At 70.1% G+C, this 24,471-nt stretch carries 17 protein-coding genes; 10 read left to right on the top strand and 7 right to left on the bottom strand.

The window, feature by feature from the left end; genetic code table 11:
• Window positions 1-46 precede the first annotated feature (46 nt).
• The 4 genes from BJY22_RS39555 to BJY22_RS39540 all read right to left on the bottom strand — a co-directional run bounded on the left by BJY22_RS39555 (window position 47) and on the right by BJY22_RS39540 (window position 4,789).
• On the bottom strand, window positions 47-892 hold the full coding sequence (locus BJY22_RS39555) for a peptidylprolyl isomerase (protein ID WP_167217238.1): 846 nt from the start codon (window positions 890-892) through the stop codon (window positions 47-49).
• A 101-nt stretch (window positions 893-993) separates the two neighbouring features.
• On the bottom strand, window positions 994-1,365 hold the full coding sequence (locus tag BJY22_RS39550; protein ID WP_167217236.1) for a VOC family protein: 372 nt from the start codon (window positions 1,363-1,365) through the stop codon (window positions 994-996).
• Window positions 1,366-1,370: 5 nt separating this feature from the next.
• On the bottom strand, window positions 1,371-3,149 hold the full coding sequence (locus BJY22_RS39545) for an ATP-binding protein (RefSeq protein WP_167217234.1): 1,779 nt from the start codon (window positions 3,147-3,149) through the stop codon (window positions 1,371-1,373).
• A 173-nt stretch (window positions 3,150-3,322) separates the two neighbouring features.
• Window positions 3,323-4,789, bottom strand: coding sequence for a three-helix bundle dimerization domain-containing protein (locus tag BJY22_RS39540; protein WP_238350585.1), 1,467 nt, complete (start codon window positions 4,787-4,789; stop codon window positions 3,323-3,325).
• 112 nt (window positions 4,790-4,901) lie between these two features.
• Here BJY22_RS39540 and BJY22_RS39535 point away from each other — a divergent pair, with 112 nt between their 5' ends.
• The 3 genes from BJY22_RS39535 (at window position 4,902) to BJY22_RS39525 (ending at window position 7,763) form a co-directional block, all read left to right on the top strand.
• The gene (locus BJY22_RS39535) at window positions 4,902-5,831 is read left to right on the top strand and encodes an SMP-30/gluconolactonase/LRE family protein (protein ID WP_167217232.1); all 930 of its coding nucleotides are present in this window, start codon (window positions 4,902-4,904) and stop codon (window positions 5,829-5,831) included.
• A 119-nt stretch (window positions 5,832-5,950) separates the two neighbouring features.
• Entirely contained in the window at window positions 5,951-6,907 is a 957-nt protein-coding gene (locus BJY22_RS39530) for a hypothetical protein (protein ID WP_167217230.1), read from the top strand.
• Between the two features lie 67 nt (window positions 6,908-6,974).
• Window positions 6,975-7,763 carry a nucleotidyltransferase domain-containing protein gene (locus BJY22_RS39525; RefSeq protein ID WP_167217228.1) on the top strand — a complete coding sequence of 263 codons (789 nt, stop codon included), beginning with the start codon at window positions 6,975-6,977 and terminating at the stop codon, window positions 7,761-7,763.
• A gap of 10 nt (window positions 7,764-7,773) precedes the next feature.
• Here the strand turns inward: BJY22_RS39525 and BJY22_RS39520 are convergent, their stop codons facing one another.
• Window positions 7,774-9,210 carry an Nramp family divalent metal transporter gene (locus BJY22_RS39520; RefSeq protein ID WP_167217226.1) on the bottom strand — a complete coding sequence of 479 codons (1,437 nt, stop codon included), beginning with the start codon at window positions 9,208-9,210 and terminating at the stop codon, window positions 7,774-7,776.
• A gap of 110 nt (window positions 9,211-9,320) precedes the next feature.
• Here BJY22_RS39520 and BJY22_RS39515 point away from each other — a divergent pair, with 110 nt between their 5' ends.
• A complete protein-coding gene (locus BJY22_RS39515; protein ID WP_167217224.1) occupies window positions 9,321-12,338 on the top strand; it encodes a helix-turn-helix transcriptional regulator in 3,018 nt (1,005 codons plus the stop codon).
• Here BJY22_RS39515 and BJY22_RS39510 read toward each other — a convergent pair.
• The gene (locus tag BJY22_RS39510) at window positions 12,325-12,612 is read right to left on the bottom strand and encodes a YdeI/OmpD-associated family protein (RefSeq protein WP_167217222.1); all 288 of its coding nucleotides are present in this window, start codon (window positions 12,610-12,612) and stop codon (window positions 12,325-12,327) included. The genes BJY22_RS39515 and BJY22_RS39510 overlap by 14 nt on opposite strands.
• A gap of 5 nt (window positions 12,613-12,617) precedes the next feature.
• Entirely contained in the window at window positions 12,618-14,741 is a 2,124-nt protein-coding gene (locus BJY22_RS39505; RefSeq protein WP_167217220.1) for an MMPL family transporter, read from the bottom strand.
• Window positions 14,742-14,931: 190 nt separating this feature from the next.
• Between BJY22_RS39505 and BJY22_RS39500 the strand changes: the two genes are divergently transcribed.
• From BJY22_RS39500 to BJY22_RS39475, 6 genes are read left to right on the top strand one after another with little or no spacing between them, the layout of a single operon-like run.
• Window positions 14,932-16,299: an MFS transporter gene (locus BJY22_RS39500; RefSeq protein ID WP_167217218.1), complete on the top strand. Its 1,368-nt coding sequence runs from the start codon at window positions 14,932-14,934 to the stop codon at window positions 16,297-16,299.
• A complete protein-coding gene (locus BJY22_RS39495; protein ID WP_167217216.1) occupies window positions 16,296-18,416 on the top strand; it encodes a molybdopterin-dependent oxidoreductase in 2,121 nt (706 codons plus the stop codon). Before BJY22_RS39500 ends, BJY22_RS39495 begins: the two co-directional genes overlap by 4 nt.
• The gene (nirB, locus tag BJY22_RS39490) at window positions 18,413-22,315 is read left to right on the top strand and encodes a nitrite reductase large subunit NirB (RefSeq protein WP_167217214.1); all 3,903 of its coding nucleotides are present in this window, start codon (window positions 18,413-18,415) and stop codon (window positions 22,313-22,315) included. Before BJY22_RS39495 ends, nirB begins: the two co-directional genes overlap by 4 nt.
• A complete protein-coding gene (nirD, locus tag BJY22_RS39485) occupies window positions 22,312-22,647 on the top strand; it encodes a nitrite reductase small subunit NirD (RefSeq protein WP_167217212.1) in 336 nt (111 codons plus the stop codon). The genes nirB and nirD overlap by 4 nt, the downstream gene beginning before the upstream one ends.
• Window positions 22,637-23,764, top strand: a complete 1,128-nt coding sequence (locus BJY22_RS39480; RefSeq protein ID WP_167217210.1) for a uroporphyrinogen-III synthase — start codon at window positions 22,637-22,639, stop codon at window positions 23,762-23,764. The genes nirD and BJY22_RS39480 overlap by 11 nt, the downstream gene beginning before the upstream one ends.
• Window positions 23,761-24,462 (top strand): sirohydrochlorin chelatase, encoded by a 702-nt coding sequence (locus tag BJY22_RS39475; RefSeq protein ID WP_167217209.1) that lies wholly within the window; start codon window positions 23,761-23,763, stop codon window positions 24,460-24,462. Before BJY22_RS39480 ends, BJY22_RS39475 begins: the two co-directional genes overlap by 4 nt.
• The last annotated feature ends 9 nt before the right edge of the window (window positions 24,463-24,471 follow it).

Genomic DNA, 24,471 nt, shown 5'->3' with positions numbered 1-24,471 from the left:
TGACAGCAGGCCCTCCCGTGACAGGAGGGCCTGCTGATCGCTTTCGTCAGGCGGCGGCGGTCGCCGACTTGATGTCCACCGGCGTGATCGGGCTGCCGTCCTGCGGGCCGTTCTGCGGCGTGACACCCGCCTCGGCGACCTTGTCGATCAGCTTCAGGCTCGGCTCGTCGATGGTCCCGAACGCCGTGTACTGCGGGGTGAGGCCGGACGCGTCGCCGTACACGATGAAGAACTGGCTGCCGTTGGTGTTGGCGCCCGAGTTCGCCATCGCGAGCGTGCCGCGGCCGTACTTCAGCGTCGGGAACACCTCGTCCGCGAAGCTGTACCCCGGTCCGCCGGATCCGGACCCGGTCGGGTCGCCGCACTGCAGCACCTGCAGACCCGCGCCGACCGTCAGCCGGTGACACTTGGTGTCGTCGAAGTACTTCTGGCCGACCAGGCTGAGGAAGTTCTTCACCGCACACGGCGCGAGCGCGCTGTCCAGGCTGAGCTGCAGGTCGCCGATCGACGTGTTCAGGCTGACCTTCGACGTACCGGACGCCTTGGTCTTCCCGGTGGCCGGAAGGTCCACCTTCTTGCTGGCCGGCTCGGCGGTCTTCGTGTAGGTGCAGGTCACCTCGGACGCGAGCGGGGTCGGCCGCTTCGGTGCCGGCGCCATCGCGGTCGGGATACTGGCCGGCTTGTTCTCCGGCGCCGCCGTGCTCGCCACCGGCTCGTCGTCACCGCCGATCCCGAACACCACGAAGACCCCGACGAGGACCGCGACCACCGCCACGATCGCGGACACGGTGACGGCCAGATTCCGCCGCTGCCGTCGCCGCTCGGCTTCCCGCTCGGCCTGCCGCCTGGCCTTCCGCACCGCCAGCTGCTGCTGGTGGGTCTTCTTGGACATGCAGTAACCCTCCTCACCGAGATGTCTGGAGGGAACCTACAGCGAAAACCTGAGAACTGTCTGTCAATCCAGCCAGTTCCTCATCCAATCCCCGCCGGGACCTACCCGCGGTCGGGGGAGCCGGCGCCCCAGACGAGGCAGAACTCGTTGCCGTCGGGGTCGCGGAGGACCTGCCACAGGCCGCCGTCGTAGATGTCGTCGGCGCGGGTGGCGCCGAGGCTCAGGGCGTTCGCGATCGCCTGGTCCTTGGCCTCCGCAGGGACGTAGAGGTCCAGGTGGAGGCGGTTCTTCGGGACCTGCTTGCCCTCGGGGACCCGGGCGAAGTCCAGCCGCACGCGCCCGCCGTGGAGCTCGGCCACGCCGTCCTGCTCGGGGCGCAGTTCGCCGCCGAGCAGGGCCTGCCAGAACTGCCCGAGCCGCTCCGGATCCGTGCAGTCGATCGCCACGGCGTCGATGACCGGCACGGGCTGCATCCGGATCAGTCCTTGATCTCGCAGATGGCGGCGCCGGCCGTGACGGTGGCGCCGACCTCGGCGGTGAGGCCGGTGACGGTGCCCGACTTGTGCGCGTTGAGCGGCTGCTCCATCTTCATCGCCTCGAGGACGACGATCAGGTCACCCTCGGCGACGGTGGCGCCTTCCTCGACGGCGATCTTCACGATCGTGCCCTGCATCGGCGACGTCAGCGAGTCGCCGGAGGCCGCCGAGCCCTTGGTGCCACCCGCCCGCCGCGACGGCTTCTTCTTCGCGCCGGCGGCCGCGGCGCCGGAGCCGGCGAGCCCGCCCAGGCCGGCCGGCAGCACGACCTCGAGCCGCTTGCCGCCGACCTCGACGGTGACCTTCTCCCGCTCGGCGTCCGCGGGCGTCTCCGCGGTCGGGCCGGCGTACGGCGTGAGCTGGTTGTCGTACTCCGTCTCGATCCAGCGCGTGTGGACCTTGAACCCGTCCGTCCCGACGAACGCCGGGTCGGACACGACCGACGCGTGGAACGGGATCACCGTCGGCATGCCCTCGACGACGAACTCCTTCAGGGCCCGCCGCGACCGCTCGAGCGCCTGTGTGCGGTCGCGTCCGGTCACGATCAGCTTGGCGACCAGCGAGTCGAACGCGCCCGGTACGGTCTCGCCCTGGTCGTACCCGCCGTCCACGCGCACACCGGGACCGGACGGGGCGTGCCACCGGGTCAGCGTGCCCGGCGCGGGCAGGAACCCCCGGCCGCCGTCCTCGGCGTTGATCCGGAACTCGATCGAGTGCCCCGAGACGACCGGGTCGTCGTACCCGAGCTCCTCGCCGTTCGCGATCCGGAACATCTCCCGGACCAGGTCGAGGCCGGTGACCTCCTCGGACACCGGGTGCTCGACCTGCAGCCGGGTGTTCACCTCGAGGAACGAGATCAGCCCGTCCTGCCCGACCAGGAACTCGCACGTGCCGGCGCCGACGTACCCGGCCTCGCGCAGGATCTTCTTCGACGACGAGTACAGGATCTCCAGCTGCTCCTCGGACAGGAACGGGGCCGGGGCCTCCTCGACCAGCTTCTGGTACCGGCGCTGCAGCGAGCAGTCCCGTGTCGACACCACGACGACGTTGCCGTGGGCGTCGGCCAGGCACTGGGTCTCCACGTGCCGCGGCTTGTCCAGGTAGCGCTCGACGAAGCACTCGCCGCGGCCGAACGCGGACACCGCCTCACGGGTCGCGGACTCGAACAGCTCCGGTACTTCGTCCAGCGTCCGCGCGACCTTCATCCCGCGACCACCACCGCCGTACGCCGCCTTGATCGCGATCGGCAGACCGTACTGCTCGGCGAAGGCAACGACCTCCGAGGCGTCGGCGACCGGATCCGGCGTGCCGGGCACCTGCGGAGCTCCGACCTTCTCCGCGATGTGCCGCGCCTTGACCTTGTCGCCGAGCGAGTCGATCGCCGACGGCGGCGGCCCGATCCAGATCAGCCCCGCGTCCAGCACGGCCTGCGCGAACTCCGCGTTCTCGGCCAGGAAGCCGTACCCCGGGTGGACGGCGTCGGCGCCCGAGCGCGCGGCCACGTCGAGGATCTTGGCGATGTTCAGGTAGGAGTCGGCAGGTGTCGACCCGTCCAGCGAGTACGCCTCGTCGGCGAGCCGGACGAACAGCGCGTCCCGGTCCTGCTCGGCGTACACGGCGACACTGCCCAGGCCCGCGTCGGCGGCGGCCCGGACGACCCGGACGGCGATCTCGCCCCGGTTGGCGACGAGCACCTTGGTGATCTGCTTGCTGTCGGACACAGCTGACTCCCTTCGGCTGGCCCGAGTCTAGGGTGATGCGGCCCTCCTGGGGGCAGGGTGTTGCTCACACCACGGTCGGTTGTCCCTCGAAGAACGTCTCCAGCACAACCGCTGTCTGAGTGCTGGTCACGCCGTCCACCTGATGGATACTCCGCTGCGACGAGGCGAGCTGCTCAGCGGTAGGACTTGGATACCGCGTCGAGCAGGCGTTCGAGCGTGTCGTACGTCGGGGTGTCGGCGACGTCGATGACCTCCTTCGTGACCGGTACGCGGTGCCGGTCGACCACGGCCGCGAACTGCGACTCGTCCGCCGTCCGGAACCCGTGCCGGGCCGCGAGCTGCTGCAGCTCGGTGTCCGTCGAGAGCAGCTCGCCGAGCTTCTCACCGTCGGCGTTCAGCGAGACCAGGGTGTGCTTGGACTGCAGGGTCGGCGACGGGTACATCAGCACCATGCCGGGCTTCAGCTTCTTCTCCACGGCCGCCTCCACGAACTGCGCCTCGTAGATGTTCACCATCGGCGACTTGCCCATGCCGAGCGACAGGTAGTCGCCGAACGGGCCCTCGCTGGAGTTGTCGGTGTAGCCCTGGTTCACGAACAGCGGTGCGACCAGCGGCAGCACCTTCCGCTCGTCCGCCGCGTTCTGCACCACACTGTTGTGATTGGCAACATAACTGACGATCGACAGGAACATCGCAGCGGAGTTCGAGGTCCGCGGGTCGGTGGTGGTGATCAGGATCCGCTTGTTCACCGGGTACGTCGTGTTGCCGCGGATGTTCGTCCAGCGCCAGTTCGCCTTCGCGAGGTCGACGTACTTGCGAACGTCGAAGTACCAGGTGCCGTTGACCTTCCGGGCGATGCCGGTCGCGGACAGCAGGTCGACGATCGGCTGGTAGGTCGCGATCGCCATCGGCGACGAGAACGCCGGGTACGTCTTCCCGTTGACCGCCGGGCGGCCGGCCGCGGGCTGCAGGATCCGCTCCGCCGCGACGGCGCTCGACGGGAACGCGAAGTCGTACTTGCCCAGGTCGACCGAGGTGGCGATCTCACGGGACCCGGCGGTGTCGACCCGCACCGCGAGCCCGTGCTTGGCGAGCGCGGCCTGTACGTCGGGGTCGGCGAAGAACGCGCGCTTCTCGGAGCCGATCACGCCGCCGATCGTGGTGATGCCGCTGCCGGTCTGGGCCTGAACGTCGTCGCCGTTCCGAACGGCGAGCACGGTCGCGACGGTCGCCACCACGAGCACACCGGCAACGGCGGCCGGGACCGCGACCGGGATTCGCCGGCGGGACCCGTCGGCGTCGGCGGTCGGCGTCGGCGTACCGCCGCCTCCACTGCCGCCGCCTCCACTGCCGCCGTTTCCACTGCCGCCGTCGGCGTCCGGGGCGACGGCCGGTCCGGTGCGCTGTGTCGCGGACTCGTCGGGTGTCAGGGGTTCGGGTTTCGGGGTGAGCTCGTCGCGGACGATGCGCTCGATCAGAATCGGGACGTAGTCGCGGACCGGATCGCCGGCGAAGGACTCGCGGGCGGTGCGGATCGCGGTTTCGATGTCTTCGGGAGTATGGATGTCGGCGAAGGTCTCGGTGAGCCTGCTGATCAGGCTCTCGATCGCCTTCTCTTCACGGACGGTGTCGAGCTTCAAAGGATGTCTCCACATCACGGTGACTGACTCCGGCGGCGCCGTACTTGTCTGCCCCCGTTCCGGCGCCACGCATATCCTTCCGTCCGAGAGGTCCAACTCAGGAGGAGTCGTGATGACGGGAATTCTCGAGCCGTTGGCGGGGACCGCACCGGCGGTGTGGGAGAAGCTGGACGACCGGTTCGCCGGGATCCGCGGGGACAGCCGGCTCGAGCGGTTGTGGACCGGCGGGCGGTGGGTCGAGGGTCCGGTGTACTCCGCCGCGGGCCGGTACCTGTTGTGGAGCGACATTCCGAACGACCGCATCCTGCGCTGGGACGAGACGTCGTACCAGGTCTCGGTCTTCCGGCAGCCGGCCGGCAACACCAACGGCCACACCCGCGACACCGAGGGCCGGCTGGTGAGCTGCGAGCACGGGAACCGGCGGGTGACGCGCACCGAGCACCACGGCGGCATCACGGTGCTCGCCGACTCCTACGACGGGAAGCGGCTGAACAGCCCGAACGACGTGGTGGTCAAGCGCGACGGGTCCGTGTGGTTCACCGATCCGGCGTACGGCATCGACAGCGACTACGAGGGTTACCAGGGCGAGATCGAGACCGCTGGATGCCACGTGTACCGCGTCGCGCCGGACGGTGGGCTGAGCCGGGTCGCCGACGACTTCAACCGGCCGAACGGGCTGGCGTTCTCGCTCGACGAATCGTTGCTCTACATCACCGATTCGGAGGAGGCGACGATCCGCGTCTTCACCGTCGACGGCGACAAGCTGACCGGAGGTGAGCTGTTCGCGGAGTGCGGCAACGGGATCTTCGACGGCATCCGCCTCGACACCCAGGGCCGGATCTGGGCGTCGGCGGCCGACGGCGTGCACGTCTACCACCCCGACGGCACGCTGCTCGGCAAGCTCCTGGTCCCCGAGACCGTCAGCAATCTCACGTGGGGCGGCGCCAAGCGCAACCGGCTGTTCCTCACCGCGACCACCTCCGTCTACTCCCTCTTCACCACCGTCAACGGCGCACCTGAGGCGTACGGGTCCCGGAGCTGAGCAGGTCCCCCGGCCGGGGGAACGGATTCGCTCGCGAGGGGGAGGTGCCGACCGGCCGGCTCCTGGAAACCTCGGTCCGGTGGGCCTGCGCGAGGCGGGCCCGGATCGAGGAGGAGCGCATGCGGATCCGGCACCTGGTGGCGGGCAGTCTGGCCGCCGTGGTTCTGGCGGCGGTGGGAGCGGCCGCACCGGCGGTTGCTGACGGCAAGGACACGGCGGCCCGGGTGATGAGTGTGTCCGGCGCGGGCGGCGGCCGGCTCGGGCCGGAGTGGGGGCCGTACGCCGGGGATCCGGTGCGGTTCGAGATCGACGGGACGGCGAGTGATCCGTTGCGCCCCTCGGGCGGCTTCCATGTCGTGCACCGCAAGCCGGACGGGCAGTTGCTGGCCGAGTTCCGGGGGCGGCTCACCAGTCTGGCAGCAGTCGACGACGTCGCGGTGGTGACTGGCGTGATCGAGACCGCCGACCATCCGGGCGTTTCGCAGGAGCTGGTCGGCAAGCCGGTCAGCCTCACGGTGTACGACGGCGGAGCGCGGGACCGGATCGGCTGGATGTGGGGCTTCTTCGGCGCACCGGTGGAAGTGGTGCAGGGGACCGCACCGGACCTCGCGCTGACCGACGGCGGCTTCTCGGTGAACCACGGCCGCCGCGCGGCGCCGTCCGCCGGTACGCCGTCTGCGCACACCCCGGCGGACACCGGGAAGGTCGTGCGTGCCGCCGTGGACGATCGCGTGCTGCGGCTCGACCTCGCGGCCCGGATTCCGGCGGGCGGGAACGCGACGGACGTCACTGGCGGCTTCCGCTTCGCGGACCGGCGCGCGGCCGCGGCGTACGTCGAAGGACGGATCGACTGTCTGGCGATCGGCGGGCCGGTGGCGATGGCGACCGGCATGGTGACCGCCTCCGACGACCCGGCCAAGATCGGCAAGCCGGTGTCCTTCGCGCTGAAGGACGGTGCGATCGACCGCGTCGGCTGGCTGTGGAGCTGGTCCGAGCGCCGGCCCTCGATCGTCGACTGCCGCTCGACGGTACCGTTCCACCCCGCACACCCGGGCGGCGTCCTCGTCAGATCGTGAGGAAACCGGTCGCATCGGTCGGGCCGGTGTGAAACGCTGGCCTGCTGACCTGATGCGAGGAGGAGCAATGACTGCGGTCGGCGAGCGAGTGCCAGGACATCTTCGAGGGATTGCGGACCAGGTGGTCGCGGCGGCCGAGGCCGACGAGCGACTGCTGGCGGTGATCGCCGGCGGGTCCGTCGCGACCGGGACGAGCGACGAGTACTCGGACCTGGATCTCGTGCTGGTGTGTACGCCGGAGGCGCAGGCGGAGTGTCTCGCCGAGGCGCCCGAGTTCGCGGGGCGGATCGGGCCGTTCCTGGCGGGCTTCACCGGGGAACACGTGGGCGAGCCGCGCCTGCTGATCACGCTCTTCGGACCGCCGCTCACCCACGTCGACCTGAAGTACGTCACGCCGGACGACCTGCGCAAGCGCGTCGAGGACGGTGTGGTGCTGTGGCAGCGCGGCGATGTCGTCGACCGGGCGCACGCCGAATCCGCGGCGCACTGGCCGGCGCCGGATCCGCAGTGGATCGAGGACCGGTTCTGGGTCTGGGTGCACTACGTCGCGGTGAAGATCGGCCGCGGCGAGCTGTTCGAGGCGATCGACGGACTCGGCATGCTGCGCTCGGCCGCGATCGCTCCGCTGGCGACCCTGGGCCGGACCGCGAGGCCGGCCGGCGTACGGCGGCTGGAGACGCTCGCGCCGGAGCTCGTGCCCGAGCTGCGGCAGACCGTCGCGACCGCCGACCGCGACGACTGCCTGCGGGCGTTGAAGGTTTCGGTCGAGCTGTACCGCACGGTCCGCGAGAGCAGTGGCGTCCAGGTGGTACGTCGTACGTCAGCCGAGGAAGCCGTGGTGGCCTTCCTCGGCTGACTGGGTTGTCTCAGAGCTTCTTGACCTGGTCGATGACGGTGAAGACGGCCAGGAACCCGAAGGCGAGGAACGCGAACAACAGGACGGCCGCCCGCCACGTGGTGATGCGGATGGCTTGCGGGAGCGCGTGCGAGTTCATCCACCAGAGCAGTCCGGAGTAGATGAACATCATCGTTCCGGCGGTGCAGGCGGAGATCACCAGCAGCACCAGCGGCTGCGTGAGGCCGGCCAGCAACACGATGATGCCGAAGGCAACGAGTCCCCAGACCAGCCAGAAGTACAGCTTGGACTCGCTGATCTTCGACTCGCGCAGGTACCGGGCCTTGATCATGTCCGAGGTCAGCCGGGACGTGTAGTCCACGATGCCGGCCGCCGCGGCGAACAGCGAGAACGCGCCGATCGCCCAGAACAGGTACCCGAACCAGCCGCCGACCAGCGTCTGCAGCGTCGTACCTTCGATCTTCAGGAAGCTGATGTTGTTCTTCACGTTGCCGTCGCCGAACAGCGTGGCGTGAGCCAGCATCGAGGTGAACGTGATCGTCAGCACCGTGATCAGCACGAAGGTCAGGGCCTGCTCGATGTTCGCGAACTTCCACCAGCGCTTCCAGCGGGCCAGGTTCTCGTCGTTCGTCGGGAACGTGTACCCGTTGGCGGTCGGGTCGGCCTCGGTCTCGCCGGTCACCGGTGAGACCAGCCGCGGCACGTGCACGCCCATGCCGAAGCCCTTGTCCCGGATCCAGTTGCTCTGCACGAGGTTCTGGCCGCCGCCCGCGCCCGCGTAGGCGATCGCGCCCATCACCAGCGCGAACCCGAGCTGCTCGGCCGGGAACTGCGGGTGGGTGATCGCGTCACCGGCGGCGCTGTACGTCTTCCCGCGGATCGCGAACGCCAGCGCCAGGACGACCAGCAGCGCGACGGCCGCGATCTTCACCGCGATCAGTCGTTCCAGCATCACGTAGACGACCGGCGCGAGGGTCAGGATCGCCCCGATCACCAGCAGCATCACGATCGCGATCCAGCGCGGGTTGCCGCCCCCGAACAGGTACGTGAGCATCGAGGCGGAGCTGGTCGCCCAGCCGGGCCAGAGGTTCGCGAAGTACGTCATGATCGCGAAGAACAGGCCCCAGTGCTTCCCGTACCGGTTGAAGCCGGTCAACGCTGTCTCACCAGTTGCCAGCGTGTACCGCTCGATCTCCATGTTCAGGAACCACTGGACCGCCACGCCGACGAAGGCGCCCCAGAGGAACACCAGGCCGACCTGGCTGGAGATGTAGGGCCAGAGGATGAACTCGCCCGAGGCCAGCCCCACTCCGGCGCCGACCATGCCGGGGCCGATGATCTTCCAGGTGTTCGAGGGTGGTTCGGGGAGGTCGCGAACCTGCGGTGCGGGCAGGTTCTTGGTTGGCAGGGCGAATTTGCCGTGGTCAGTCGGTGTGGTGTGTGCCATGTGGCTCCTCACGCTTTTGAATGCCACCGAGTCTCGACCCCCTGTTCGGGAGAGTAGCGAATACTGTCCACAAGGGCGACCCCCACAGGCCGAATGGCAGACTGACATTCATGGGTGGGGTGACAGTCCTGACGGCGTCGTACACCGGGGCCGCGAGCGCGCCGGCGTACGCGCGGCTGGCCGGCCTTGCCGCGGAGCTGCCGGGGGAGCCGGTACGTCGGGACGCCGGGTGGCCGGTCCTGCGGTACGACGACCCCGCCGACGCGATCTCGGCGGCGCGGGCGCTTCGCGAGGCAGCTGCTCGGGTACCCGCGGGCGAGCTGCTCCGGATCGCCGTACACACCGCACCGGAGACGTCCGCCGCCGTACGGTACGCGGAGCAGCTAATCGCGATCGCCAACGCCGGACAGACCTTGCTGTCAGCAACAATCGGTGTCGGTCTGCCGGAGGCCGTCGACCTCGGAATGCACCGTCTGCGCGACCTCGGTTCGCCGGAACGGATCTTCGAGCTGACTGCGACCAAGGAGCCGTTGCGGTCGCTCGACCAGGTGCCGAACAACCTTCCGGTGATGTTCACCAGCTTCGTCGGACGCCAGACGCAGGTCGCCGCGCTCCGCACCCAGCTCGCCGGCAGCCGCCTCGTCACCCTCACGGGACCGGGTGGCAGCGGCAAGACCCGCCTGGCCGCCCAGACCGCGGCCCAACTGGCCGAGCGGTGGCCGGACGGCGTCTGGTGGGTCGATCTGTCCGCCGTCACCGACAGCACGCAGCTCCCCGAGGTGGTCGCCGCCGCGATCGGGCTGCTCGTCGAGCCCGGCGACCGCCTGCTCATCGGCCAGCTCCGGACCAAGCGGGCGTTGATCTGCCTCGACAACTGCGAGCAGATCATCGAGGGCGTCGCGGAGTTCGTCGCCGCGCTGCAGACGGGCTGTCCGGAGGTCTCGATCCTCGCGACCAGCCGTGAGCCGCTGGACCTTCCCGGCGAGGCGATCTGGCGGGTGCCCGCCCTCGCTCCGGACGAGGCGCGGGCGTTGTTCCTGGAGCGTTCCGGGACCGAGTTGCACGGCGCGCTACCGGCCGATTCGGAGCAGGCGATCCGGTCGATCTGCATACGCCTCGACGGCATCCCGCTCGCGCTGGAGCTCGCCGCGGCGTGGACCCGCACGCTGACACCGCTGCAGATCGAAGCAGGCCTGAACGACCGGTTCGGTCTGCTGACGAAGAACGTCCGCGGCGTCGCGGCCCGCCAGCGCACACTCGCCGCGTCGATCGACTGGAGCTACGACCTGCTCGACGAGGACGAGCGCCAGGTCTTCCGCCGGCTCGCGGTCTTCGCCGGCCGGTTCACTCTCGACGCCGCGTCGGCCGTCTGCGGCGCCGGACTCGAGACCTTGGCGCGGCTTGTCGACAAATCGCTCGTCGTGGCCGAAAGCGGGCGGTACCGGCTGCTGGAGACGATCCGCGAGTACGCCGGAACGCGGCTGGCGGAGGCCGGCGAGGACAGTGAGGACGGTGTACGGGACCGTCATCTCGACCACTACCTCCAGATCGCCGAGGCCGCGGAGCCCTTGCTGGACACGGATCGCGACGCCTGGCGGGCCCTGGTCGAGCCGGATCGGGACAACTATCGCGCCGCACTCGAGTACGGTCTGTCCGGCGATGATCCCGAGCGTGGCCGGCGGCTCGCGGCCGCGCTGCGCTGGCTGTGGAACCTGCAGGCGACCGGCAACGAGGGCATCGGCTACCTGCGCCGCGCGATCGACCGTGCGCCGGACGACCGGACGTTGCTCCAGGCCCGTTTGCTGTACGGCTACGCGACCGTCGCGGACACGGTCGATCCGTTCGGGTACGACGCCGCGGGCCGCGGGCTCGAGCTGGCCACGGAGCTCGGGGACGACCGGCTGCGTTCGCTCTTCCTCGCACTGGTTGCGGTCGGGGAGTTCTTCACGGACTTCCAGAAGGCGTGGGACCTGACCGCCGAGGGAGTCCGGCTGGCTGATGGAATCGGCAACGAGGCGGCCCGGAACGCGAACATCGCCTTGCAATGCGTCTTGCTGTCGCTGTGGGATCGCCACGACGAGCTCCGCCCGCTGCTCGGCCGCGCGGTCGACGGGCTGATCAGCAGCGGCGAGCGCGGGATCGCGTCGACCGTGCTGACGGTCTGGTCCGAGAGCCTGTTCTCCACCGGCGAGCCGCTGCGGGCCGTGGAGTTCGCGGAGCGTGCGCTCGCCGCGGCCGAGCCGCTCGCCGACTACCACCGCGTCGGCGCCGCCCGCTGCCAGTTGGCGTCACTGCTGGTCCGGACCGGTCGGCCCGACGAGGCGCGTGAGTTGATGCGGCCGTTGCTCGAGTTGGATGCGAGTTCCGTCGTACCGAATCTCGGTCAGGCGATGGGTTTGATCTGCTACTGGACGGCTGAGTACGACGCCGCGGTCGAGTGGCTCGCCCGCGATACCGCGCCGGACAGTCCGCTGGCGGGGACGTTCGCGCCGGCGATGCTGCTGCCTACGGTTGCGGCGGCTCAGCGTGGGCTGGGGCAGGACCCGACCGAGCTGCTCGAACGGGCTGCGGAGCTGGCGCGGAGGTACAACCTTCCGCGGATCCTGGCCGACGCACTCGACCGGCTCGGCCGGATCGCGATCCCCGACCAGCCGGACAAGGCGGCCGAACTGCTGCACCAGGCGCTGACGATCCGCGTCGACCACGGGTTGCGCACGTACGTCGTCGAAAGCCTGGAATCCCTTGCGTTGCTGGCCGATCACACCAACCGCCCCCAGGACGCGGCACGCCTCTCCACCGCCGCATCCGCCGCCCGCAGCCAACTGGGCCTCGCCACGCCACCCGATCAGCCCGCGGCTTTCCCCGCACGGACCACGCTCTCGTTGGACGAGGCCGTTGCCTACGCACGCCGTACCAGAGGAGCTCGCGGGCGGCCGTCCTCCGGCTGGGCCAGTCTCACACCGACCGAGGAGCAGGTCGTGGCGCTGGCCGTCGAGGGCCTCAGCAACCCCGAGATCGGCGAGCGCCTCTTCATGAGCCGCGGCACGGTCAAGACCCACCTGGCCCACGTCTACGCCAAACTCGGCGTAGCCAACCGCACCGAACTGGCCTCCCTCAAGAACCCCTGACGTCGCCGAGCATCTCCAGACACTTCGCGATCCGCCGCTGCCGCGTCTCCGCCTTCTTGGCGTCGTTGATCGCCTGCACGTGCTCGCGCCGATGGCTGTAACTCAACCCGTCGAACGCCTCCCGCACCCCCGCCCCCGCGAGCGCCGCCGCCAGATCCTCGGGCACCTCGACAACCCGCCCACCCCCACCCAACGCCGCCACAACCTCCCCAGGCACCTCCACCCAGGCACCCCCACCCTCGTTCACCACAATCCGCCCTTCGAACGTCTCCATGGGACCTACTCCTGTTTCGAGAGTTTGCTCGGCCACCAGACCTTCGGGCCGATGTCGTGGGACAGGGCGGGGACGAGGAGGGAGCGTACGACGGTGGTGTCGAGGAGGACGCCGAACGCGACCATGAAGGCGATCTGGACCAGGAAGAGGATCGGGAGGACGGCCAGGGCGGAGAACGTGGCGGCCAGGACCACGCCGGCGGAGGTGATGACGCCGCCGGTGACGGCCAGGCCGACCAGGATGCCGGGGCGGGTGCCCTGCCGCTGGGATTCCTCGCGGACCCGGGTCATCAGGAAGATCGAGTAATCGATGCCCAGGGCAACCAAGAACACGAACGCGTACAACGGGATGCCGGGATCCGCGCCCGGGAACCCGAAGACGTGGTTGAACATCAGCGCGCTCACGCCGACGGTCGCGCCGAACGAGAGCACGTTCGCGGCCACCAGCAGGATCGCGGCGGTGAACGAGCGCAGCAGCAGCATCAGCACGACGAAGATCACCGCGAGGATGGTCGGGATGATCACCCGCAGGTCGCGTTGTGCCGCGTCCAGGACGTCGAGGTTGATCGCGGTGTTGCCGCCGACCAGAACATCGGGGCTCACCTTGTCCAGCTCGGTCCGCAGGTGCTCGACCACCTTGGTCGCCTCCGGTGAGTCGGCCGGCACCTTCAGCGTGGCCTGGACCAGAACTTTGCCGTCGACCACCTTCGGCGGTACGCCGGGCGCGACCGCGGCGGATGCCGTGCCGACGCCGTCGACCTTCGTCGCGGTCTGGACCACCTGATCCGCCCGGTCCGCCGGGGTCAGGATCTGTACCGGCGTACCGGCACCGGCCTCGAAGTGCTTGGCCAGCTGCTCCTGTCCGGTGACGGACTCGACCTCGTCGAGGAACAGGTCTCCCTGCGTGGTCCCGTCGGCCTTGAACGTCGGCAGGAACGCGGCACACGCCAGCAACGCCACGACGGTGATCACCCACACCCGCCGCGGGCGCCGGCCGACCAGCCCGGACACCCGGCCCCAGAGCTTGCGGCCGCCGACCTGGTCGCTCGAGTGCACGTGGTCGACGCGCGGGATCGACGGCCAGAAGATCCGCCGGCCGAACGCGAGCAGGACCGCGGGCAGGAACGTCATCGCCGCGATCAGCGCACCCGCGATCCCGAGCGCGCCGACCGGACCGAGGCCCTTCGTACTGCCGAGCTGCGAGAGCAACAGGCAGAGCAGCCCGAGGATGACCGTGGCGGCGCTGGCCGCGATCGGTTCGATCGACGCCCGCCAGGCGACCCGCATCGCCTCGTACTTGCTCTCGTAGTCGTGCAGCTCCTCTTTGTAACGAGAGACGAGCAGCAGCGAGTAGTCCGTCGCCGCTCCGACGACCAGGATGAAGAGGATGCCCTGGCTCTGACCGTTCAGCTCCAGTACGCCGTTCTTCGCCAGCGGGTAGACCACCAGCGCGGCGAGCGCGAGACCGAGGACCGCGGTCAGCAGTACCGCGATCGGCAGGATCGGACTGCGGTACACGATCAGCAGGATCACGAACACGACCGCGAGCGCGACGCCCAGGAGGATCCCGTCGATCCCGCTGAACGCGACGACGAAGTCCGCCAGGACGCCACCGGGGCCGGTCACGTACACCTGGAGACCAGTCGGTGTGAGGTCCTGCGCGATGCCGGTCCGCATACTGTCCGCAACGGCGTACAGGACCGTCCGGCCCTCCTCGACCAGCTCCTCGGCGCGATCGCTGTCGATCTGGACGGTGAGCAGCAGCGCCTTGCGGTCGGCCGACGGGATCGCCTGCGTGACCGGAGCGGCCAGGTAGTCGCCGAGCTTCTCGCCGGCGCCGAGATCGAGCGTCGGCAGCTTCTCCTGGAACGCCTTGAGCTTGCTCAGGTCGTCGGCGGTGATCCCGGCCTCGCGCTCGACCAGGACGAAGTACGGCAGGGCCTTGGAGTCGGTGAACTTGGCCGCCTCGTCGGCGACCAGGGTCGACTCGGCCGCTTTCGGGAGGAAGTTGGCGTTGTCGTTCTGCTGGACCTCACTCAGCCTGCCCACCGTGGGGCCGCCGAGCGATCCGAGCACCAGCCAGCCGATCAGTACCGCGGCGATCCCTGCCCGCCAGATCCACCGATTCACCGTTGTCCCCTCGCTGTCGGTGCCCGCGCAAGTACCCGCACAGTACCCGCGCGTATGCCGCGATCTCTCACCGCCCACCGACGGGTGTGCGGGAGCCGTTTCGGCGACGTAACAACAAGATGACTACGTGGAAACACCCCGGTCATAACGTCCAGGCCTAATCAGTGAGGTCGGATGATCGGAGATTGCGATGACGCTCGAGGCACGACAAGCGGCCGTCGCCACCCGCGATGGAAGTGGCGCGGTGGGGACGGTCGAGGCGCCGCGGCGCGGGCGGTGGATCGACGTCTGGGACCCCGAGGACGCCACGTTCTGGGCGGAGAAGGGACGGGCGGTCGCGAGGCGGAACCTGTGGCCGTCGATCTTCGCCGAGTTCCTCGGCTTCTCGGTGTGGCAGCTGTGGAGCATCGTCGTGGTCTCGATGCCACGCGCCGGTTTCGGGTACTCGACGGACCAGCTGTTCTGGCTGGTCGCGCTGCCGAGCCTGGTCGGCGCGACGCTGCGGCTGCCGTACACGTTCGCCGTACCGAGGTTCGGCGGTCGGAACTGGACCATCGTCTCGGCGCTGCTGCTGCTCATCCCGACCGCCGGGCTCTCGTACTTCATGACACAGCCGGACACGCCGTTCTGGCTGATGGCGCTGGTCGCGGCGACGGCGGGCGTCGGCGGCGGAAACTTCGCCAGCAGTATGACGAACATCTCGTTCTTCTACCCGGAGAAGGAGAAGGGCTTCGCGCTCGGCATCAACGCGGCCGGTGGAAACCTGGGTGTCGCGGTGGTGCAGTTGGTGGTGCCGGTGGTGATCGTGCTCGGCGCCGGGCTGTCGCTGAACCGGGCCGGCCTGCTGTGGATCCCGTTGGTCCTGCTGGCCGCCTTCCTGGCCTGGAAGGTGATGGCCAACCTGTCCGTCGCGAGTTCGTCGTTCCTGACCTCGGTCGCGGCGGCGAAGCGGCCGCACACCTGGATCATCTCGTTCCTCTACATCGGCACCTTCGGCTCGTTCATCGGCTTCGGGGCGGCCTTCCCGCTGCTGATCAAGACCAGCTTCCCCGACATCACGGTGTCCCACGTCGCCTTCCTCGGGGCCCTGGTCGGCTCGGTCTCGCGGCCGTTCGGCGGCAAGCTGGCCGACAAGCTCGGCGGCGCCTGGGTCACGGTCTGCGCGTTCGTGGTGATGGGCGTGGGCATCCTGGCGGCGATCGCGTCGCTGAACGCCGGCAGCTTCACCGCGTTCCTGCTCAGCTTCCTGGTGCTGTTCGTCGCCAGCGGCGCCGGCAACGGGTCGACGTACCGGATGATCCCCGCGGTGTTCCGGCTCACCACGGCGGACGACCCGGGCCGGGCCAAGCGTGAGGCGGCGGCCTGTATCGGCATCGCGTCCGCGGTCGGCGCGTACGGCGGTTTCCTGGTGCCGCGCGGCTTCGCGATGTCGACGAGCAACTTCGGCTCGCTGATCCCGGCGCTGTACGTGTTCTGCGGTTTCTACGTCGTGTGCCTCGCAGTGACGTACTTCTGCTACCTCCGCAAGGGTGGCCCGCTCAGCGGGGAGCGCGTGTGACCGGAGTCGCCACCCACTGTCCGTACTGCGCTCTGCAGTGCGCCACCACGCTGCACCCGGTCGCGAAGCCGGGTGCCGTGGAGGTGCGGCCGCGTCAGTTCCCCACCAACAGGGGCGGGCTGTGCCGTAAGGGCTGGACGGCGCCCGACGTACTCACGGTGCCGGACCGGCTCACCGTGCCCCTCGTCCGCAACGCCGCGGGCGAACTCGAGGAGACGAGCTGGGACGCCGCCCTGGACTTCGTGGCGGACCGGATCAAGGCGCTACAGGCCTCCCACGGCCGGGATGCGATCGCGGTGTTCGGCGGTGGCGGGCTGACGAACGAGAAGGCCTACGCACTGGGCAAGTTCGCGCGGGTCGCGTTGAAGACGGCGAATGTCGACTACAACGGCCGGTTCTGTATGTCGTCCGCGGCCGCGGCGACGAACCGGGCCTTCGGGATCGACCGGGGGCTGCCGTTCCCGCTCGCCGACCTGGGCGGCGCGGGAGCGGTGCTCCTGGTCGGCAGCAACATCGCGGAGACGATGCCGCCGGCGGTCGCGCATCTGCAGGCCGCACGGGAAGCGGGTGGGCTTCTGGTCGTCGACCCGCGCCGCTCGGCCACCGCCGGACTGACCGAGGAAAACGCTGGAATTCACCTGCAGGCAACCCCGGGCACGGACCTCGCCCTGGTCCTCGCGCTCACCCACGTCGTCCTGCAGGAAGGACTCGCGGACACCGCGTTCCTGAGCGAACGGGTCGACGACCCCGACGTGCTGATTCGTTCGACGGCTTCCTGGTGGCCGGAGCGGGCGGAGCGGGTAACTGGTGTGCCCGCCGCCACGATCCGGCAGGCCGCGCGGGTACTGGCCGCGGCTGCTCCGGTGCATGGTGGCGCCGGGGCGTACATCCTGACGGGACGTGGGGCCGAGCAGCACAGCAAGGGCACCGACACTGTCACGGCATGCATCAACCTTGCGCTGGCGCTCGGCCTGCCGGGACGGATGGGCAGCGGGTACGGCTGCATCACCGGGCAGGGGAACGGCCAGGGCGGCCGTGAGCACGGGCAGAAGGCGGATCAGCTACCGGGTTATCGGAGCATCGAGGACCCAGCAGCGCGTTCGTATGTTGCGCAGGTCTGGGGTGTTGATCCCGACGAATTGCCGCGGTCGGGGAAGAGCGCGGTGGAGTTGATCGACTCGCTCGGTACCGCGGCCGGGCCGAAGGCGTTGTTCGTGCACGGGAGCAACCTGCTGGTGTCGGCGCCGAATCTCGCCTCCGTACGGGAACGCCTCGCCGCCCTGGAACTGCTGGTGGTTGCCGACGTGGTGCCGTCCGAGACGGCGTTGCTGGCGGACGTCGTCTTCCCGGTGACGCAGTGGGCCGAGGAGGACGGGACGATGACGTCCCTCGAAGGCCGGGTACTGCGGCGGCGTGCTGCGGTGAGCGCTCCGGGTGAGGTGCGGAGCGACCTCGCGGTGTTCGCCGGCATCGCGGAAAGGCTCGGAATCGACGGGTTTTCCACCGACCCGCGCGAGGTGTTCGAGGAACTCCGGCGGGCGAGCGCCGGCGGAAAGGCAGACTATTCCGGGATTTCCTGGGCGCGGCTGGACGCCGGCGAGGCGTTGTTCTGGCCGGTGCCGCACGAAGGACATCCGGGGACGCCGCGGTTGTTCGCCGACGGGTTCCCGACTGCGGACGGACGGGCGCACGTCGTGCCTGTCGATCATCGGCCGGTGGCGGACGACCTCAGCGGGGACGCGCCGATCTACCTGGTGACCGGGCGGTTGCTGCAGCACTACCAGAGTGGTGCGCAGACCCGGCGGGTGCCGGAGCTGGCCGAGGCGGAGCCGGAGGTGTTCGCGGAGATCCATCCGCGGGTGGCCGCGCAGCTCGGGATCGGGGACGGGCGGCCGGTGCGGTTGCGGACGGCGCGCGGGTCGATGGTCCTGCCCGCGCGGGTCACCGCCGACGTCCGGCCGGACACCGTTTTCGTGCCGTTCCACTACGGCGGGGCCGAGGCCGTCAACGAGCTCACCAACGACGCCCTCGACCCGGTGTCCCGGATGCCCGAATTCAAGGCGTGTGCCGTCGAAGTCACCGCCGCCGTGCTGGGAGCGACGGGAGTGCCGGCATGAGAGTGGTGATCATCGGCGGCGGGATGGCCGGGCGGCGGCTGGCGGAAATGCTCGGAAACGAGCCCTCGTACGACGTGACAGTCCTGGGAGACGAGCCGTCGTACAACCGGGGCCGCCTGACCGAGTACGTCGCAGGGCGCGCGGAAGTTGCGTCCGGCAACGAAACCGTGAAGGCCGCGGCCGCGGTGGACCGGGCACGGCGGATCGTCAGGGACCGCGACGGGACGGAGTACCCGTACGACAGGCTGGTGTTCGCGACCGGCGCGGTGCCGGTGGTGCCGGACGGCGTCCGGGGTGGGCAGCTGCTGAGGTCCGTCGACGACGCGCGGGCGGTGGTAGCGGGCGCCGGGCAGGCGCGGCGGGCCGTCGTACTCGGGGGCGGCGTGCTGGGCGTCGAGACTGCTTGCGCACTGCGTGAACGCGGCGTCGCGGTCACCTTGGTGCACGACGGCGAAACCCTGCTGGACAAGACGATCCGGCCCTCGGCCGGTCGCCGGGTGACGCGGGCGGTGCGGCAGCTCGGCGTCGAAGTACTCCTCAACACCAAGCTGCACGACACCGAACTGAAGGACGGCCGCTTCCGCGCGCTGCGCCTGCAGAACGGGCGTCAGGTGTACGGCGAGTTGCTGGTCGTGGCGTGTGGAGTGAAGCCGCGGACCGACCTCGCGACCGGGCTGACGGTGCGGAACGGCATCGTGGTCGACCGTACGCTGACCAGCCCGGACGACCCACGAGTGCACGCGATCGGCGACTGCGCGGAGGTGGACGGCCGGCTGACGGGCACGGTCGATTCCGCGTGGGCACACGCCGAAGCGCTGGCGCAGTACCTGATGGGACAGCCCGCCGAGCTGCCTGACCACGAGGTCGTCCGGGTGACCGCGGGCGGGCTGGACGTTCTGGTGCTGGGCGAGAAGGACGAAGCCGGCGAGGTCGTCCGGCTCGAGGACGGGACCCGGTACGTGCGGGCCGTCCTGCGGGACGGCGTGGTGCGGTCGGCGGTCGCGGTGGGTGCACCGGAGGTCGCCGCGGAGCTTGTGTTGCTGGCGGACCGGGGGACGCCGGTGGTCGCGGACGGGCTGCTCGGTGAGCCGTCCGACGGACCGAAGACGAAGAAGGTGGCGACCGTGTGCAGGTGCAACGGCGTCACCAGGGCCGCGATCGAGGCGGCCTGGCGTGGGGGTGCCGACAGTGTCGCCGGCATCGCCGCCACGACGCGGGCGACGACCGGGTGCGGCAGTTGCACCGGCGCCGTCGGCGAACTGCTCGACCGCTTCCGGCGCGGCGAGACCGAACCAGTCCCGAGCAGGAGGGCGACGATGGCAGAGCTGAACAAGGCCAAGCACGTTGTGGTGGTCGGCGGAGGCATGGTTGCCCATCGCCTGGTCGAGGCGCTGCGCCAGCGCGACACCGAGACCACCTACCGGATCACGGTGTTCGCCGAGGAGCCGCGGCTCCCGTACGACCGGGTCGCGCTGACCAGCTACTTCTCCGGTCGCGACCCGCAGGACCTCTCGCTCGGCGAGCCCGAACTGTGGGACGACCCGGCGGTGAACCTGCGCAAGGGCGTGCAGATCATGTCGATCGACACCACGGCCAAGACCGTCACGACCGCTCGCGGCGAGCAGGTCGGGTACGACGAACTGGTCCTGGCGACCGGCTCTTCGGCCTTCGTCCCGCCGGTCAAGAACAACGACGCCCAGGGTTGCTTCGTCTACCGCACGATCGACGACGTGGCGGCGCTCCGGGTCTACGTCGAGCGTCTGAAGTCCGAAGGCAAGCAGGTCAACGGTGTCGTCGTCGGTGGCGGTCTGCTCGGTCTGGAAGCGGCCGGTGCGCTGCGGGCGCTGGGCGCCGGGACCAAGGTCGTCGAGTTCGCGCCGCGGTTGATGCCGTTGCAGGTCGACGAGGGCGGTGGCGCCGCGCTGTCGCGGCTGATCGAGGGCCTCGATGTCGAGGTGCTGACCGCGACGCAGTGCCAGCGCGTGAAGCTCACCTCGCAGGGCGCCGCGCGGGCGATGGCTGTTGCCGACGGCCCCGATCTGCCGGCCGACGTGGTCGTGTTCGCGACCGGTGTCCGGCCGCGCGACGAGCTCGGCCGCGAGGCCGGTCTGGAGATCGGCGAGCGCGGCGGTGTCGTGGTCGACGAGGCCTGCCGTACGTCGGTGCCTGGTGTCTGGGCGATCGGTGAGGTCGCGTGCATCGAGGGTCGCGTGTGGGGTCTGATCGCGCCGGGCTACACGATGGCCGAGATTGTCGCGGACCGGTTGCTCGGGGGCGAGGCGACCTTCCCGGGCGCGGACACGTCGACGAAGCTGAAGCTGCTCGGTGTCGACGTCGCGAGCTTCGGGGACGCGTTCGGCGCGACCGAAGGCGCGCTGGACATCGTGTACGCCGACCCGGTGGCCGGTGTCTACAAGAAGCTCGTGCTGTCCGACGACGCCCGGACCCTGCTCGGCGGCATCCTGGTCGGCGACGCGTCGGCGTACTCCGGACTGCGCCCGATGGTCGGGCGGGAGCTCGGAGCGGACCCGGCGGCGTTCCTGCTGCCGGAGGGTGCAGGACCGGTGCAGCTCGAGCTGCCGGACGACGCGCCGGTCTGCTCGTGCAACAACGTGTCGGCGGGCACGATCCGCTGCGCCGTACGCGACGAGGGCTGCACCGACATCAAGTCGGTGTGCGGCAAGACCAAGGCCGGGACGTCCTGCGGATCCTGCCTGCCGATCGTCAAGAACCTGCTGAACACCGAGCTCACCAAGGCGGGCGTCGAGGTCAGCAAGGCGTTGTGCGAGCACTTCGCGCTGTCGAGGGCGGAGCTGTTCGACGTCGTGCGGATCACCGAGCTGCGGACGTTCAGCGAGATCGTCGAGCGGCACGGCACGGGCCGCGGCTGCGACATCTGCAAGCCGGTGGTCGCGTCGATCCTGGCGAGCATCGACCCGGCCGGTCACGTCCTCGAGGGTGAGCGCGCGACCCTGCAGGACACCAACGACCACGTGATGGCGAACATGCAGAAGGACGGCACGTACTCCGTCGTACCGCGGATCCCCGGTGGTGAGATCACGCCCGAGGGCCTGATCACGATCGGTGAGGTGGCGCGCGACTTCGGGCTGTACACGAAGATCACCGGCGGTCAGCGCGTCGACCTGTTCGGGGCGCGGATCGAGCAGCTGCCGGCGATCTGGAAGCGGCTCGTGGACGCGGGCTTCGAGTCCGGGCACGCGTACGGCAAGGCGCTGCGGACGGTGAAGTCGTGCGTCGGGTCCACCTGGTGCCGGTACGGCGTCCAGGACTCGGTGGGGATGGCGATCGCGCTGGAGCTGCGGTACCGCGGGCTGCGGTCGCCGCACAAACTCAAGCTCGGCGTCTCCGGGTGTGCGCGGGAATGCGCGGAGGCACGCGGCAAGGACGTCGGCGTGATCGCGACCGAGAAGGGCTGGAACCTGTACGTCGGCGGCAACGGCGGCATGACGCCCCGGCACGCCGAGCTGCTCGCGTCCGACCTGTCGGACGAGGAGCTGTTCCGGGCGATCGACCGCTTCCTCATGTACTACATCCGCACCGGTGACCGCCTGCAGCGGACCTCGGTGTGGATGCGGGAGCTCGAGGGCGGACTCGATCACGTGCGTGACGTCGTACTCAACGACAGCCTCGGGATCGCCGCCGACCTGGACGCCGCGATGGCGCAGCACGTCGACTCGTACGTCGACGAGTGGCAGGCGACGCTCAACGATCCCGCCAAGCTGGCCCGGTTCGTGTCGTTCGTGAACGCGCCGGACCAGCCCGACGCCGACCTGCGGTACGTGGTCGAGCGCAACCAGCCGCGACCGGCCACCCCGGCCGAGCGCGGGCAGCTGGAGCCGGTGCTACTGGCCGGCCCCCGATTGGAGGTACGCCGATGAGCGTCGCGACTGTTGGTGTTTGCGCCTTGGAGGCGCTGTTGCCGGAGCGTGGGGTCGCCGCGCTGTTCGGGGACACGCAGATCGCGTTGTTCCGCACGCACGACGGCCAGGTGTTTGCCATCGGCAACCAGGATCCGTACAGCGGGGCGAACGTGATGTCCCGCGGCATCGTCGGCAGCCGCGGCGACGTACCGACGGTGGCGTCGCCGATGTTCAAGCAGGTCTTCGATCTGCGCACCGGGGTGTGCCTGGACGATCCTGACGTGTCGCTGCCGGTCTACCCGGTCAGCGTCGTCGACGGACAGGTCGTGGTGGGATCAGGTGACCAGTAGGACCGGGCCGCTGAGCGGCTGCACGATCGCGATCACCGCGCATCGGCGCGCGGAAGACCTGATCGCGTCGTTCGAGCGGCGCGGCGCGAAGGTACTGCACGCGCCGACGCTGCAGATCGTGCCGGTCGCCGACGACCACGCGCTGCTCGAGGCGACCCGGCGGGTGATCGCGAACCCGCCGGACGACGTCGTGGTGACGACCGCGGTCGGGTTCCGCGGGTGGGTCGAGGCGGCCGACACCGCCGGGCTCGCGGCGGAACTGCTGGGCACGCTGGAGCAGTCGCGGATCCTCGCCCGCGGTCCGAAGGCACGTGGTGCGATCCGGGCGGCCGGGCTGGTCGAGCACTGGTCGGCGCGGTCCGAGACCACGATCGAGGTGGTCGAGTGGCTCCGCGCGCAGGGCGTGTCCGGCCGGAAGATCGTCGTACAGCTGCACGGGTTGTCGGATCCCGCCCTGCAGGACGCGTTGCGGTCGGCGGGGGCGTCGGTCCGGGGGCTGGAGGTGTACCGGTGGGGTCCGGCGCCGGATCCGGTCGTCGTGGAGCGGATGATCTCGCAGGTGTCCGCCGGGACCGTGGACGCCGTCGTCCACACGTCGGCGCCGGGTGCGCAGGCGATGCTCGACGCGGCGGCGTTGACGGGGCAGTACGACGAACTCGTGTCGTCGCTGCGGACCGGGCGGGTGCTGAACGCGTGCGTCGGTCCGGTGACGGCCGGACCCTTTGTGACGTTGGGATTGGAGCCGCTGGTGCCGGACCGGTACCGGCTCGGTGCGCTGATCCGGAGCGTGACCGACCGGTTGACCGACGACAACGCCCGCTCGATCGAGACGACGTTCGGCCAACTGGTGATCCGCGGTGGCGCCGCCGTTCTGGACGGCGTCGTACTGCCACTCGGTCCGGGACCGCGCGCCGTGCTGGCTGCTCTGGTCGCGGCCGGCGGTGATGTGGTCTCGCGGCCCGAGCTCCTCGCCGTACTCCCCGGAGCCGAGGACGTCCACGCCGTCGAAGTCACCGTCAACCGCCTCCGCACCGCCGTAGGCCGCCCCGAACTCGTCCGCACCGTAGTCCGCCGCGGCTACCGCCTAGCCGTAGAACCCGCCGGAGTCGCCTCATGACCGACCTCGTCGCCGTCGCCCACGGCACCGCCGACCCTCACGGCCTCCAGGTGATCCACGACCTGGTGCGGGAAATGGCCCGTCAACGCCCGGACCTCCCGATGTCCCTCGGTTTCGTCGACCTCAACCTTCCGGATCTGCGCTCCCTGGCCCGCCGGATCGCCACCGACGCCGAGGACGCCGTCCTGGTGCCGCTCCTGCTCAGCTCCGGCTACCACGTGTACGTCGACATCGCTGCCGAGGCCGCCCGCTACCCGAGCCGGGTCCGCGCGGCAGCCGCGCTAGGCCCGGATCCGATCCTCGTGGAGATCCTCGCCGATCGCCTGGGCGACTTGTCCGACGTCGACCAGGTCGTCCTGGCCGCAGCCGGCTCCTCGGACCCGCGCGCCCTGGCCGACTGCGAGACAACCGCCGAGCTTCTCTCCTGCCGGATCGACCGCCCGGTCCACGTCGGCTACCTCTCCGGCGCCGGAACCCGCCTGCCCGCCGTACTCGGCACCATCCCGGGCCGGGTCGCCGTCGCGACGTACCTCCTCGCCCCAGGCTTCTTCGCCAACCACACCCGCCGACTCGCCGGCCCCCGCCCGGTCTCCGCCCCCCTCGGCCCCGACCCCCGCCTCGCCACCCTGGCCCTCCAACGCTACGAATCCGCACTCGCCACCGCCGCGGAGCAGCGAGGTGTCCCCGCGGCCGTCTAGTCTGCGCGG

Origin of the sequence: Kribbella shirazensis (assembly GCF_011761605.1) — a bacterium.
GTDB lineage: Bacteria > Actinomycetota > Actinomycetes > Propionibacteriales > Kribbellaceae > Kribbella > Kribbella shirazensis.
The sequence above is the reverse complement of the archived record's forward strand: the minus strand, read 5'-3'. Positions and strand labels throughout refer to the sequence as shown.